The organism is Paenisporosarcina cavernae, assembly GCF_003595195.1.
Taxonomy (GTDB): Bacteria; Bacillota; Bacilli; order Bacillales_A; family Planococcaceae; genus Paenisporosarcina; species Paenisporosarcina cavernae.
Genome location: NZ_CP032418.1, coordinates 979,379 through 992,596, shown reverse-complemented (window position 1 = coordinate 992,596; position 13,218 = coordinate 979,379). Strand labels below are relative to the sequence as shown.

General features: G+C 38.7%; 13 protein-coding genes. All 13 read right to left on the bottom strand.

The features are described from left to right. Position 1 precedes the first annotated feature (1 nt). Genes D3873_RS04960 through fliM form a run of 13 tightly spaced genes read right to left on the bottom strand, consistent with a single transcriptional unit; the run spans position 2 to position 13,199 of the window. Positions 2 to 2,047 (bottom strand): chemotaxis protein CheA, encoded by a 2,046-nt coding sequence (locus tag D3873_RS04960; RefSeq protein WP_119883001.1) that lies wholly within the window; start codon positions 2,045 to 2,047, stop codon positions 2 to 4. Beyond that, a complete protein-coding gene (locus D3873_RS04955; RefSeq protein ID WP_119883000.1) occupies positions 2,048 to 3,133 on the bottom strand; it encodes a protein-glutamate methylesterase/protein-glutamine glutaminase in 1,086 nt (361 codons plus the stop codon). It lies immediately after the preceding gene. 2 nt (positions 3,134 to 3,135) lie between these two features. After that, positions 3,136 to 4,014: a MinD/ParA family protein gene (locus D3873_RS04950; protein ID WP_119882999.1), complete on the bottom strand. Its 879-nt coding sequence runs from the start codon at positions 4,012 to 4,014 to the stop codon at positions 3,136 to 3,138. Next, on the bottom strand, positions 4,007 to 5,116 hold the full coding sequence (flhF, locus tag D3873_RS04945; protein WP_119882998.1) for a flagellar biosynthesis GTPase FlhF: 1,110 nt from the start codon (positions 5,114 to 5,116) through the stop codon (positions 4,007 to 4,009). Before flhF ends, D3873_RS04950 begins: the two co-directional genes overlap by 8 nt. Continuing rightward, entirely contained in the window at positions 5,113 to 7,146 is a 2,034-nt protein-coding gene (gene flhA, locus D3873_RS04940; RefSeq protein WP_119882997.1) for a flagellar biosynthesis protein FlhA, read from the bottom strand. The genes flhF and flhA overlap by 4 nt, the downstream gene beginning before the upstream one ends. Positions 7,147 to 7,169: 23 nt before the next feature. After that, positions 7,170 to 8,255: a flagellar biosynthesis protein FlhB gene (gene flhB / locus D3873_RS04935; protein ID WP_119882996.1), complete on the bottom strand. Its 1,086-nt coding sequence runs from the start codon at positions 8,253 to 8,255 to the stop codon at positions 7,170 to 7,172. A gap of 1 nt (position 8,256) precedes the next feature. Then, entirely contained in the window at positions 8,257 to 9,033 is a 777-nt protein-coding gene (gene fliR / locus D3873_RS04930; RefSeq protein ID WP_119882995.1) for a flagellar biosynthetic protein FliR, read from the bottom strand. 4 nt (positions 9,034 to 9,037) lie between these two features. After that, positions 9,038 to 9,307, bottom strand: coding sequence for a flagellar biosynthesis protein FliQ (fliQ, locus tag D3873_RS04925; protein ID WP_119882994.1), 270 nt, complete (start codon positions 9,305 to 9,307; stop codon positions 9,038 to 9,040). A gap of 13 nt (positions 9,308 to 9,320) precedes the next feature. Continuing rightward, a complete protein-coding gene (fliP, locus tag D3873_RS04920) occupies positions 9,321 to 9,986 on the bottom strand; it encodes a flagellar type III secretion system pore protein FliP (protein ID WP_119882993.1) in 666 nt (221 codons plus the stop codon). Beyond that, complete coding sequence (locus tag D3873_RS04915) at positions 9,983 to 10,636, bottom strand: flagellar biosynthetic protein FliO (RefSeq protein WP_162920138.1); 654 nt, start codon at positions 10,634 to 10,636, stop codon at positions 9,983 to 9,985. The genes fliP and D3873_RS04915 overlap by 4 nt, the downstream gene beginning before the upstream one ends. Positions 10,637 to 10,669: 33 nt before the next feature. Next, the gene (locus tag D3873_RS04910; protein WP_119882991.1) at positions 10,670 to 11,032 is read right to left on the bottom strand and encodes a response regulator; all 363 of its coding nucleotides are present in this window, start codon (positions 11,030 to 11,032) and stop codon (positions 10,670 to 10,672) included. A gap of 24 nt (positions 11,033 to 11,056) precedes the next feature. Then, positions 11,057 to 12,208, bottom strand: a complete 1,152-nt coding sequence (gene fliY, locus D3873_RS04905; RefSeq protein WP_119884478.1) for a flagellar motor switch phosphatase FliY — start codon at positions 12,206 to 12,208, stop codon at positions 11,057 to 11,059. Further along, positions 12,201 to 13,199, bottom strand: a complete 999-nt coding sequence (gene fliM / locus D3873_RS04900; RefSeq protein ID WP_119882990.1) for a flagellar motor switch protein FliM — start codon at positions 13,197 to 13,199, stop codon at positions 12,201 to 12,203. Before fliM ends, fliY begins: the two co-directional genes overlap by 8 nt. Between the last annotated feature and the right edge of the window lie 19 nt (positions 13,200 to 13,218).

Below are 13,218 nucleotides of genomic sequence, written 5' to 3'. Positions count from 1 at the left end.
TTTAATTGATTAGAGCATTACAATCTACTATTAATGCTACTTGGCCATTTCCTAAAATGGTTGCACCAGATATTGCAAAGACACTCGTTAAATAATTACCAAGGGATTTTAAGACAACTTCTTGTTGTCCAATAAACGAATCTACCACGAGGGCAGCCATTTTTTCACCTTTTCGAACAATTACGACAGATAAAAATTCGTCGTCTTTCGTTTCATCTCGTGGTACTTCAAATGTTTCATCTAAAAAGACTAAAGGAACTACTTTTCCTCGGAAATCAATCACACGCTGATTATGCGCATTTAAGATATCACTTTTACGAATGATGGCTGTTTCAATAATAGAAGAAAGTGGAACCGCAAAAATTTCTTTTTCCATTTCCACTAACATAACCGAAATGATGGATAACGTTAATGGAAGTTGGATAGAGAATAATGATCCTTTACCCTCTGTTGAATCAATCGTAATAGTTCCACCTAACGATTCGATGGTTGATTTTACGACGTCTAGGCCCACACCGCGTCCTGAAACATCGGAGATGGTGTCAGCTGTCGAGAAACCAGACGACATGATCAATTCAAATACTTGTCGATCGGATAACATCGCTGCATTTTCTTGCGTAATAATGCCTTTTGAAATCGCTTTTTGCAGAACTTTCTCTTTATTAATACCGCCACCGTCATCTTCAAGTTCGATGAACACGTGATTTCCACTGTGATACGCGCGTAAACTAACGGTCCCTTCTTCCGGTTTTCCGTTTGCTACACGTATTTCTGGGCGTTCAACTCCATGGTCTAACGCATTTCGAATTAAGTGAACGAGTGGATCACCAATTTCATCGATAACCGTACGATCTAATTCTGTTTCCGCACCAATGATCTCTAAATTGATCTTTTTGTTTAAATCGCGCGCTAATTGACGAACCATTTTAGGGAATCGGTTAAATACCGTTTCCACTGGTACCATACGCATGGTAAGAATAATCGTTTGCAGGTCTCCTGAGATTCGTGTCATTCTCTCCACGGTTTCATCCAACTCTGGATGGCTAAGATCTGCCGCAATAGATTGTAAACGTCCTCGGTCAATTACAAGCTCTTCAAACAAATTCATTAATACGTCTAATCGATCGATGTTAACACGAATCGTTTTATTCCCGGCTTGAACTGCTTGTTTTGCAGGTGCTTGATCTTTCGCTACAACAGGGGTCTTATCATCATTGTTTTCAAGTGGCGCATTTTCCGTTATCGAAGTAGCCGCAGTGCTAGGAGCAGCATTGTTCTTAGAAATCATTTGGACCGAAACATTTGTCACTTCTGAAACTTTCATCACTTTTTGTTTGACATCATCAGCAGATTCGTGTGTCACAAACGCAACTGTAAAGTGCTGATCGAATTGTTCTTCTTCTAATTTATCAACAGAAGGAGAGGATTTGATGACTTCCCCCATTTTCTCTAGTAATTCAAATACCATAAATACACGCGCTGCTTTTAATAAGCAGTCTTCCCGAAGTTCGACTGTAATTTCATACGCATGAAAATGCTGTTCTCTAGATTGATCGATCACTGTCCACTCAAATTCATCGTATGTAAGTTTAGATACACTTGAAGTTTCCGATTCGTCTTTCGATGGTGTGGGAGCAGCCGTTGTAGCAGCAACTTCTGCTAACGATTCACCTTTTTCAATAGCGTTTAGTTGTGTCACCGTTTCACTGACATCCCGTTTTCCATCTCCACCACTTGCTATATCCATTACCATTGCTTCTAAATGATCAACAGCGACAAAAACAACGTCGAGAATCTCTGTTGTCACCGCAATCTTTTCATTTCGAATCGCATCTAACACATTTTCCATTTTGTGTGTTAAATCGGCTAAATCTTCATATCCCATCGTTGCGGACATGCCTTTTAACGTATGAGCAGATCGGAAAATCTCGTTTACAATCGATAAATCAGTAGGATTTTTCTCTAGTTCTAACAAATTCTCACTACATGCTTGCAAATTCTCTTTACTTTCTTCAATGAACATTTCTAAATATTGGCTAACCTCCACTTAGAGGGCCCCCCTTTCGTTCAAGCTTCTTACTAAAACAGAAGAAATGTCCTCCAGATGACAGATTGCATCGACATTACCCGACTCTACTGCCGCTTTTGGCATGCCATACACAATACATGATTCTGATGATTCTGCTATAGCAATAACTTGTCCTTTCTCTTTTAGAGCTCGTAAACCAATGGTTCCATCTGATCCCATTCCCGTCATTATCGCCACTATTTTGGCTACTTCAGGAAATTGACTCGCAGATTCAAACAACACATCCACCGACGGGCGATGACTCGCTCTTGGTGGTTTCTCATTCGATACACTTGCTATGAAGCGTTGCTGATGCTTCGAAAGTTCAAGATGAAATCCTCCAGGCGCAATATACACAGTCCCATCTTCTAACACATCGCCATTCTCGGCTTCTTTTACTCGAACAGCAGAAAGTTGATCTAATCGATTAGCAAGTGACTTCGTAAACCCTGCGGGCATGTGCTGTACAACTAGGATAGGCGCAGCAATATTAGCAGGTAGCGTTGTGATCACTTGTTGTAATGCTCTTGGACCTCCAGTAGAAGTGCCGATCAAAATAATCTTGTCTCCTACAGGTAATATCGGATTATTTATTCTTTTTGGAAGTGTAACTTTTGATTCAGTAGAAATTTCTTTCGTTTGTTTTAATTTTGACATCGAAATCGTCGAAGCAGAACGAATTTTTTCGATGAGCTCGTCCCTCACTTTATGTAAGTCGAGCGAAATAGTTCCACTTGGTTTTGCAATGAAATCCACTGCCCCATATTCCATTGCGAGCATCGTATTTTCTGCTCCGCTCTTCGTAGAGCTAGAAAGCATGATCACGGGAAGTGGCGTACGTTGCATAATGACTTTTAACGCTTCCATACCGTCCATTTCCGGCATTTCCACATCCATTGTTAAAACGGTAGGTTGTAGTGTGGAGATCTTCGCGATTGCGTCTTTACCATTTCGAGCTGTACCTACCACTTTAATATCTTGTGTATCTTGGAAGAAGTCAGAAATAATTTTCCGCATAAAAGCAGAGTCATCCACGATTAATAACCGAATTGGTGTTGGAGCCATATTTATTCTGACCTCCCTCGTGAAAATATGCCGCGTAGTTTTTGTATAAAGTTCGATGATGATCCTTCCGATTCAGGTTCTTCCACAAACTCGTTTTGCACAAATTTGGTGGCAATAAGCTTTAGCGAACGAGTGATGGATGCCTCTGGGTACCGAATGCTAAATGGAATTTGTTCTCGAACCGCTTTGCGCACAACATCATCTTCAGGTAAAGAACCTAAAATTACGACCTCTTTCTCTAGAAACTTTTTCATCGCAAAAGAAAGACGAGTAGTTGTTTCTTTACCTTCTTCTGGAGTGAACGCTCGGTTACATACTAAATAAAAATCTTTTGATGCATCTTTATAATAAATATATTTCATCATGGAATAAGCATCCGTAATGGAAGTAGGTTCTGCTGTTGAAATGACAATTACTTCGTCTACTGCAACGATTAAATCCAACGTTTTGTTCGTGGCACCTGCTCCCATATCAAACAAAATAAAATCAGTTTGTTGCTGCAATGCTTCAAATGCCACGATAAGACGTTCATACATCTCATCTGTCCATTCGACTACTCCATTTAAACCTGATCCCCCGGAAATATATTGGATTCCATTTGGACCATCGAACATTACTTCTTCGAGAGTGGCTTTACCCTCTAAATAATCTTTTAAGTTGCGAGGCACAGATTTTCCGAGAAGAATATGAATATTCCCCATCCCTAGATCCATGTCCACGATGACTACTTTTTTCTTTAATTCTCCAAGCATACAAGCAAAGTTCATGGAGAAATTACTTTTCCCAACTCCACCTTTTCCGCTCACTATCGCAATGGATTTAGCAATTTTCCCTTGGCTTTTCAACATATGGAGGCGCAATTTCTCCGCTTGATCATGCATAGGAATACTCCTTTAATAGCATTTTTATCAAACCGTCTACTGTTGCTTCCGTAATGTCCTCGGGAACTTCTTGTCCATCAGTTAAATAGGCTAAACCTTTTTGTTGTTCGATCAAAATATTGATAATTGCACCGATTGAGCTTGTTTCATCTACTTTCGTCATAATGAATTGATCGATTGGAATAGTGGAAAATTGCTCGATAATGGCACGCATGTCTCTCTCTTTAGATGTACTTGAAAGTACTAAGAAAGATGCGACACTGTCATTAAAGTGCAGCAAATTTTTCATTTCTTCCACAAATTTACTTTCTAAATAATTGCGGCCAGCTGTGTCAATGAAAACTAAGTCAACATCCAAGTAATTGCGATTGGCTTGTTCAAAGTCTTCTTTGTTATACACCACTTCAACTGGTGCCTGAAGCAAATTAGCATACGTTTTTAATTGTTCAATCGCAGCAATTCGATACGTATCTGTTGTAATAAATCCTATTTTCTTTTTCTTTTCAAGAACCGCACGTGCTGCCATTTTTGCAATTGTCGTTGTTTTACCAACACCTGTTGGACCTAAAATGTTGATATATTTTTTCCGGTAAGAAAGCCCACCAAATGGCAAATCTTGCAATTTCTCTTTCAAAACACGGCTAGTGATCGATAGAAACGTTGGTGCGTCGAGTACTTCTCCGGTTGCTTTTTTATGCTCAAAAAGCTCATCACCAATCTCCGTGACAAGCTCTTCGTTTACATCTTGATTGCGTAGATAATTCAGCTGTGATTCAATATCGTCTGGAAAATGACTCACGTGTGGCCGTTTCAATTCTTTCATCATATTTTTCAATTCAGAAAGCTCTTGCTTCAGTTCCGGCGAAACAGAAGTAGTGACCGGATGCGAAACGGGTTTTTCTGCGTTTAATTTGGACGACTGGAGAACCGACACTTCTTCTAATCCTGCAACTACTTCAATTTGCTTCTTTTTAAATAACCCTAGTATGCCATTTGTATAAACTACTTTTGAATTTAAAATAACCGCATCTTCGCCTAATTCCGCTCTCACTTTCGTCATAGCATCTGGCATTGACTTAGCTGTAATTTTTTTCATTCTCATTCTACCGTCACCACCCCTACACTTTGCACTTCAATAGAAGATTCTAATTCGTTATACGATAAAATTGGAATTTGAGGAAAGTATCGTTCCGTCATTTGCCGTAAATACATTCTTACTGCTGGAGAACATAGAACTACCGGTGTCTGATCGATTAAGGAAACTCGATCGACTTCTTTTGCAATCGATTCTAAGATGGATTGCGAATCATTCGGATCAATGGATAGATAGTTACCATGCTCTGTTTGTTGAATATGGTCCGCAATAACTTTTTCGACTTTACCAGAGACAGTTAATACCTTTAGAGATGCTTCATTCCCAGCATATTGAGATGTAATTTGACGAGCTAGAGACTGTCGAACGTATTCCGTTAATATATCGACATCGGATGTCAATTTTGCATAATCAGCGAGAGTTTCAAAGATAATCGGTAAATTTCGAACAGACACGTGCTCTTTTAATAATTTACTCAATACCTTTTGAATTTCTCCAACGGAAAGTGGACTTGGTGTTATCTCATCAACTAAGATCGGATAGGTTTCACGTACGTGATCTAGCAATTGTTTCGTTTCTTGTCTACCTAATAACTCGTGCGCATTTGCTCGGATAATTTCCGTCATATGCGTGGACACGACACTAGGTGGATCTACTACGGTATAGCCAAGCATTTCGGCATCTTCTTTAACGGGTTCTGTAATCCATTTTGCAGGCAATCCAAACGATGGCTCAATCGTATCGATACCTTCGATGGAATCATCGTCTCCCGGACTCATTGCTAAATAATGATCGAGAAGCAATTCCCCTCGAGCCATTTCATTTCCTTTGATTTTAATCCGGTATTCATTCGGTTGCAGTTGAATGTTATCGCGAATTCGTACAACAGGAATGACAATTCCTAGCTCTAGGGCTAACTGACGACGAATCATTACGACACGATCTAACAAGTCGCCTCCTTGAGCAGTATCTACTAACGGAATTAAGCCGTATCCAAATTCAAATTCAATTGGATCAACATTTAGTAAATTAACGACATTTTCCGGACTTTTCATGCCGTCCGTCGTAATTTCTTCTTCATATTCTTCTAACTCTTCTGTCGTTTCGTTTGCTTTTTTCGACATAATATACGCACTGATAGCTAATGTTGCAGCGATTGGGATCGTTAAGATATCGGTAATAGGTGTTGCGATACCTAGTAGAAATATTGTACTAGCAGCTACATATAGCAATTTGGGCTGACCTAACAATTGACGGGTAATATCTCCACCTAAATTCCCTTCAGATGCAGCACGTGTTACAACAATCCCTGTTGCTGTGGAAATTAAGAGTGCAGGAATTTGAGAAACGATTCCATCACCGACTGTTAATTTTGAGAAAAGCAATGCAGCTTCAGAAAACGGCAAGCCCATCTGAACAACCCCGATAATCATCCCAACTAATAAGTTAATAATAACGATGATAATACCAGCAATTGCGTCCCCTTTTACGAACTTTGTCGCACCATCCATGGCACCGTAAAAATCCGCTTCATTTCCAACTTTTTCTCGTCTTTCACGCGCTTCTTTTTCGGAAATCATTCCAGCATTTAAATCAGCATCAATACTCATTTGCTTTCCTGGCATTGCATCGAGAGTGAATCGAGCCGCGACTTCCGAAACACGTTCCGAACCTTTTGTAATAACAATAAATTGAATAATGATCAGAATAACGAACACTACTAGACCAACTAAAATGTTTCCACCAACAACGAACGTTCCGAACGTCTCTACTACTCCACCAGCTTGCCCCTCAGATAAAATTGCACGTGTAGTTGAAACATTCAACCCTAATCGAAATAAGGTAAGCAAGAGTAATAACGATGGAAAAATCGAAAACTGTAAAGCTTCCTGCATGTTCATTGAAGTTAGTAACACCATGAGTGCTAACGTAATATTTATGATGATTAAAAAGCTTAACGCCCATCCTGGGAGAGGAATAATCAGCATGGCAACGATTAAAATAACTGCCGATAAAACACCAATATCACGAATTTGCATGCTTTTTCCTCCCATCACCTAAGCTAAATTTTCTGCTTGATCCGATACACATACGCCAGTACTTCTGCGACAGCTCGGAAAAATTCCTCTGGAATTCTGTCGCCAATTTCTACTTGGTCGTACATTCCACGTGCAAGATCTCTGTTCTCTACCATGACAACATCGTTTTCTTTCGCAATCAATTTTATCTTTTGAGCGACAAAATCTGCACCCTTCGCAATTACAACTGGAGCATCCATTTTGCCGTCTTCATATTTTAAAGCGATCGCATAATGGGTTGGGTTCGTGATGACCACATCTGCTTTAGGAACTTCTTGCATCATCCGACGCATTGCCATTTCACGTTGTCGTTGCTTAATCCGAGATTTAATCATCGGATCACCTTCTGTATTTTTATGTTCATCTTTAATGTCTTGTTTCGACATTTTTAAGTTTTTTTCATAGTCATATTTCTGATAAAAATAATCTAGTATGGAGATCCCTAATAATACGATGGATGCTCCCAGTCCCATGTAGACCGTTAATAACGCAACAGTGGATAATGTGTCCCAAGGACTCTTAAACGACAAGGCCAAAACCTGGTCAATGTTCATCCATAATATAATGAAAGTTACTGTGCCAATCAACGAAATCTTTAAGACAGATTTTAATAATTCAACTATTGCACGTAAGGAGAAAATCCGCTTAAACCCTTTTATCGGATCTAACTTTTTCAAGTCAAGCTTTAAAGGTTCTGCCGTGAAAAGTAATCCAAATTGAAAGAAATTACCTGCGATACCTGCAATAACAGCAATTGCCATAATCGGTAAGACAACAATCGCCATTTCTTTTAATAAATCTGAATATATTAACATGACGGTTTCCACCGACAAATCTTCCATTAATATGTATTGTTGAAACGTTTGATAGAAAAACGCAAAAATCGGCTCTCTCATAAATCCAGCGCCAAACCATAAAAAGAGAAAGACGGAAAACAAAACTAAAGCACTTGTAACATCTTGACTCTTTAATACTTGTCCCTTTTTTCGTGAGTCCTGACGTTTTTTCGGAGTCGCTTTTTCTGTCTTTTCTCCTGCGAAGAATTGCAAATCAACTTGAAGCAAAAACATATTAGCCACCACCTAAAATAATCATCAGATCTCGCATACTTACAATCATTACTTCAAACAAATTTTCGATAACCGCGATCATAACCGCCATCATAATAATTAAGACAATAAAACTTACACCTATTTTGATAGGAAAACCGATAACGAAAATGTTCAATTGTGGAACGGTTCTTGCAGTAATTCCAAGCGCAACATCTACCAAGAATAGTGTAGCAACTATTGGAACAGACATTTGAAATGCAATAGCAAATACTGCAGTAAATGTTTTCATGATAAATTCAACGAAATTAGACGAATCGAATGCCGGCCAAACAGAGTCCATAGGGATGAATTGATAGCTGTAAAATATACCATCCAACAACAAATGATGACCATCTAACGCTAGTAGTAATAACAAAGCTAACGTATTAAAAAACTGTCCAAGTAACGGGCTTTGTGCACCTGTTTGTGGATCGATAATATTGGCAATGGCAAACCCCATTTGAAAATCAATAAATGATCCTGCAACTTGAATAGCGGACATGATGATATATGCTAATAGACCGATAAACAAACCGACAATTACTTCCTTAATTACGAGTAATAAGTATTGCCCATTTATTTCAAAAGCTTCGACATCCATTGTAAAGTACATCATCCAAGCAATAAGTACTGCAAAACCAATTCGATGCATCGCTGGAATCGTTCGATGTGAAAACAGTGGTAACGTGACAAAAAAGGAAGAAACGCGAGCAATTACTAATAACAAAACGGATACATTTGGCATCACAATATCCATCGCGTTACCCGATATACCTTACTAAATTTTCAAAAATATCTTTTGAATAGCTAATCAATTGCGTAAGCATATAAGGGCCAAAAAAGATGATGCCGACCAAAACGGCTATGATTTTCGGAACAAAGGCTAATGTCTGTTCCTGAATTTGCGTCGTCGCTTGGAAAATACTCACTAAAAGCCCCGTTATCAACGCAATTAACAGCAAGGGTCCAGAGACATACAGGATGACCCAAATTGCACGTTCTGCTATAGAAATAACCATTTCACCTGTCATCTTGGATCATCCCCTAAAAACTTTGAAGTATCGACTTCATTACTAAATACCATCCATCCACTAACACGAATAATAAAATCTTAAATGGCAATGAAATCATTACTGGTGGTAACATCATCATCCCCATCGACATTAAGACACTTGCTACAATCATATCGATTACAAGAAAAGGGATGAAAATCATAAATCCGATTTGGAACGCTGTTTTGATCTCACTTAATGCAAATGCTGGAACCATAATCGTTAACGGAATATCTTGAATAGACTCCGGACGTTCTGCTCCGTTATAGCTTAAAAATAAATCCAAATCTTTTTGTCTTGTGTGTTTACTCATAAACTCAATAAATGGACCACTTGCTCTTGAATACGCCTCGTCCAATGTTATTTCTTCATCAAACAGAGGAGTCAAAGCTTCTTCATTTACTTGCTGCAATGTTGGAGACATGATAAAAAATGTCAAAAACAGTGCCAGACCAATAATTACTTGGTTCGGTGGCATTTGTTGTGTCGCCAATGCTGTCCGAACAAAAGAAAGGATAATGACGATTCGAGCAAACGATGTCATTAATATTAAAATAGCTGGAGCTAACGACAAGACCGTTAAGAGTAAGAGCAACTTGATCGAAGTTGAAATAGTCGAAGGATCGTTTTCTCCGAAAGATTGTAAAAACTCATTCATTGATCATCCTTCTCCTTTCGGGAGCTCTCCATGCTAGATAAGGAATCTTTACGTTTTTTCTTAATTTCATCTAGTCGTTTATGTAACATTGCACCGAATTGCGGTGAATTGGTTTCATTCTGATGATTAGTCGCAGAACGAAAAGGAATTTTTTGAATCAACTCAGAAATATACGGAATAGGCGTCGAAAAGTCTTGTTTCTCATCAAAAGACTGCAAAATCGTCGCTTTTTCTTCTTCATCTTTGATTTCTTTTAACATCGAAATATCTTCTCCAACGCCAACAACCAATAATGATTTTCCTACTTGTATAACTTGTACGGATTTTTGTTGACCTATCGACACTCCGCCAAGATTTTGAACAAGTTGGTTTCGTTGGTATGAACGATTATTGCGATTGATCCAGCGTAGGACAATATAGAGTAAAGCAACAACAAATAAAAGTGCTAATACCATTTTGATGTAATCCCACGCAGACAAACTTACAGCTGCCGGATCGGAACTCGGTTCGGCAGCTGGGGAGTCTGGTGAATTACACTCATCTGGATTTTGTATACAGTCATTTACTGTTTCATTCCCTTCAGCGAAGGTTACATTCACAAATGTACTATTCAAAACTAAAACTAGAATAGCAATGACACCGAACGACAATATACTCCTTCTGAAGTAAGTCATCCCCATCGATTATCCTATCGCTTTTTGAATCGCTTCAATTACACGGTCCGCTTGGAAAGGTTTTACGATAAAATCTTTTGCTCCAGCTTGTATCGCATCGATTACCATCGCTTGTTGGCCCATTGCTGAACACATGATAATTGTCGCACTCGGGTCTTTTTCTTTAATCGATTTTAACGCTGCAATTCCATCCATTTCTGGCATTGTAATATCCATTGTGACTAAATCCGGCTTTAGTTCATTGTATTTTTCAATTGCTTGAACTCCGTCCGCTGCTTCTCCAACAACTTCAAAGCCATTTTTAGATAAAATATCTTTAATCATCATGCGCATGAATGCTGCATCGTCAACTATTAAAATACGTTTCGACATAGTGTGTATTCCTCCATTAGTAAACTATCTTAAGTTATTTAAGCGATCTGCTTGACTAACAATATCCGTAATTCGAACGCCGAAGTTTTCATCAATGACAACAACTTCCCCTTTGGCAACTAATCGTGCATTTACTAAAATATCAACGGGTTCCCCAGCTAATTTATCTAACTCAATAATGGAACCACTTGTAAGTTCCAAAATTTCTTTCACGGACCGTTTCGTACGACCTAATTCCACTGTTACTTGAAGAGGAATATCTAATAACATATTTAAATTACGTGATTCACCCTGAGTTAATTGATTAGACTCAAAGCTTGTAAATTGTGCTTGTTGGACATTCACTTGTTGCGCTTGTTGACGCGGTTGTGTTTGAATTGGTTCTTGGTACATTGGCTGTGCAACTTGTTGAGTAGGTGTAGCTTGTTGAACCGGACGTGCTTCTTGCACTGGAGGTGCTTCTGTTGCTGTTACTGCTACTTCCTCTTCCCCCATTAAGCCTTTTACTAAATCAAGGGCAAATTGTAACGGAAGCAATTGCATAATATTAGAGTCGATTAACTCTCCAATTTTCAAACGGAAACTTACTTTAATTAACAGGTTTTCATCTGGAATTTGATCCGTGCCTTCATTTTCTTCTACATTCAACAAATCAATTGTAGGTGGCGAAATATCCACTTTTTTATTGAATACAGTCGACATAGATGTTGCAGCAGAACCCATCATTTGATTCATAGCTTCTTGTACAGCACTCAATTGGATTTCACTTAAATCAGGACTTGGAGCTAAACCATCTCCGCCTAACATTAAGTCCGCAATAATTGCTGCATCGCTTTGTTTAATGACAAGAAGGTTGGAACCAATTAATCCCGTTGTATATTCAACTCCAACGGCCACATACGGATGTGGAAATTCCTCCACCAGCTTATTCTTATTAATCATACCGACAGTCGGTGTCGTGATTTCTACTTTCTGTCCTAAAAGTGCGGAAAGAGCTGTTGCTGAGCTACCAAAAGAAATATTTCCGATTTCTCCCAGAGCGTCTTTCGCAATATTGTCTAGGTAGTCATCGACATTTATTTCTTTTTCAGATGCAGGTGCTGTTTCTTTCGGTTCAATTGTTTCTCCTCGTAATAACGCTTCTATTTCATCTTGGGAGAGCATATCGTCACTCATCATCGTCATTTCCTCCTTTCAAGGTTTCCATTACCTGGACGGCCATTTTCTTTTTCAGTTGACCAGGTTGGACAGTAAATTTCGGAATATTTCCTACTCGAAGCACGAGAGGTTCTTCAATTTTCTGATTTAATTGTATAACATCTAACGGTTGTAAGAGAAGGAAATCTTCAATTGTTATTTCAGAATGTCCTAATTCTGCTACAACCGGTAAACTAGCTGACTTTACTCGATTTTCTAAAATTGCCAATTGTTCTGGAGATACAGCTTTTTTATTCGTCTGCATCCAGTAACGAACCGATAAATTTGGAACGATTGGTTCTAATACGACATGTGGAATACAAATATTAATCATCCCACTTGTTTCTCCAATAATCGTGTTAAAGGAAATTACAACCACCGTTTCGTTTGGAGAAATCATCTGTAAAAATTGTGGATTTACTTCTAATTCGGTCAAAATAGGATCAATGTCCGAAATGTTCATCCAAGCTTCACGTAGATTATCGAAGGATCGCTCAAAAAGATTTGTCATGATTTTCGACTCAATTTCCGTTAACGATTCGATTTTACTTGTGGAAATTCCCGCTCCACCCATTAAACGATCGAGCATGGAATACGCTATATTCGGGTTTATTTCCATTAAGATATTGCCATCTAACGGTGGAACTTCAAAGACGTTAATCAAAGTTATGTTCGGTATGGATCGAATAAATTCTTCGAAAGGAATTTGATCGACAGAAGCTACCGAAATTTGCACGTACGTTCTTAGTTGTGCGGAGAAAAAAGTTGTTAGCAATCGTGCAAAGTTTTCGTGTATACGGGTCAAACTTCGGATTTGATCTTTAGAAAACCGAAGCGCACGTTTAAAGTCGTAGTTTTTAACTTTTTTCGTTTCTTCTTCTTTTTTTATTTCATCAGCGGTCATTTCACCAGTTGAGAGAGCCGATAATAACGCATCGATTTCATTTTGCGATAAAACATCTCCAGCCATTTTCCCCACCTCCTATCCA

Bases quoted from the DNA above. Each gene is read 5' to 3' on its own strand.
- flhA (WP_119882997.1), bottom strand. From the start codon at position 7,146: ATGCAAATTCGTGATATTGGTGTTTTATCGGCAGTTATTTTAATCGTT.
- fliM (WP_119882990.1), bottom strand. From the start codon at position 13,199: ATGGCTGGAGATGTTTTATCGCAAAATGAAATCGATGCGTTATTATCG.
- fliY (WP_119884478.1), bottom strand. From the start codon at position 12,208: ATGAGTGACGATATGCTCTCCCAAGATGAAATAGAAGCGTTATTACGA.
- D3873_RS04955 (WP_119883000.1), bottom strand. From the start codon at position 3,133: ATGGCTCCAACACCAATTCGGTTATTAATCGTGGATGACTCTGCTTTT.
- D3873_RS04950 (WP_119882999.1), bottom strand. From the start codon at position 4,014: ATGCATGATCAAGCGGAGAAATTGCGCCTCCATATGTTGAAAAGCCAA.
- flhF (WP_119882998.1), bottom strand. From the start codon at position 5,116: ATGAGAATGAAAAAAATTACAGCTAAGTCAATGCCAGATGCTATGACG.
- fliR (WP_119882995.1), bottom strand. From the start codon at position 9,033: ATGGATATTGTGATGCCAAATGTATCCGTTTTGTTATTAGTAATTGCT.
- fliQ (WP_119882994.1), bottom strand. From the start codon at position 9,307: ATGACAGGTGAAATGGTTATTTCTATAGCAGAACGTGCAATTTGGGTC.
- D3873_RS04910 (WP_119882991.1), bottom strand. From the start codon at position 11,032: ATGTCGAAACGTATTTTAATAGTTGACGATGCAGCATTCATGCGCATG.
- flhB (WP_119882996.1), bottom strand. From the start codon at position 8,255: ATGTTTTTGCTTCAAGTTGATTTGCAATTCTTCGCAGGAGAAAAGACA.
- fliP (WP_119882993.1), bottom strand. From the start codon at position 9,986: ATGAATGAGTTTTTACAATCTTTCGGAGAAAACGATCCTTCGACTATT.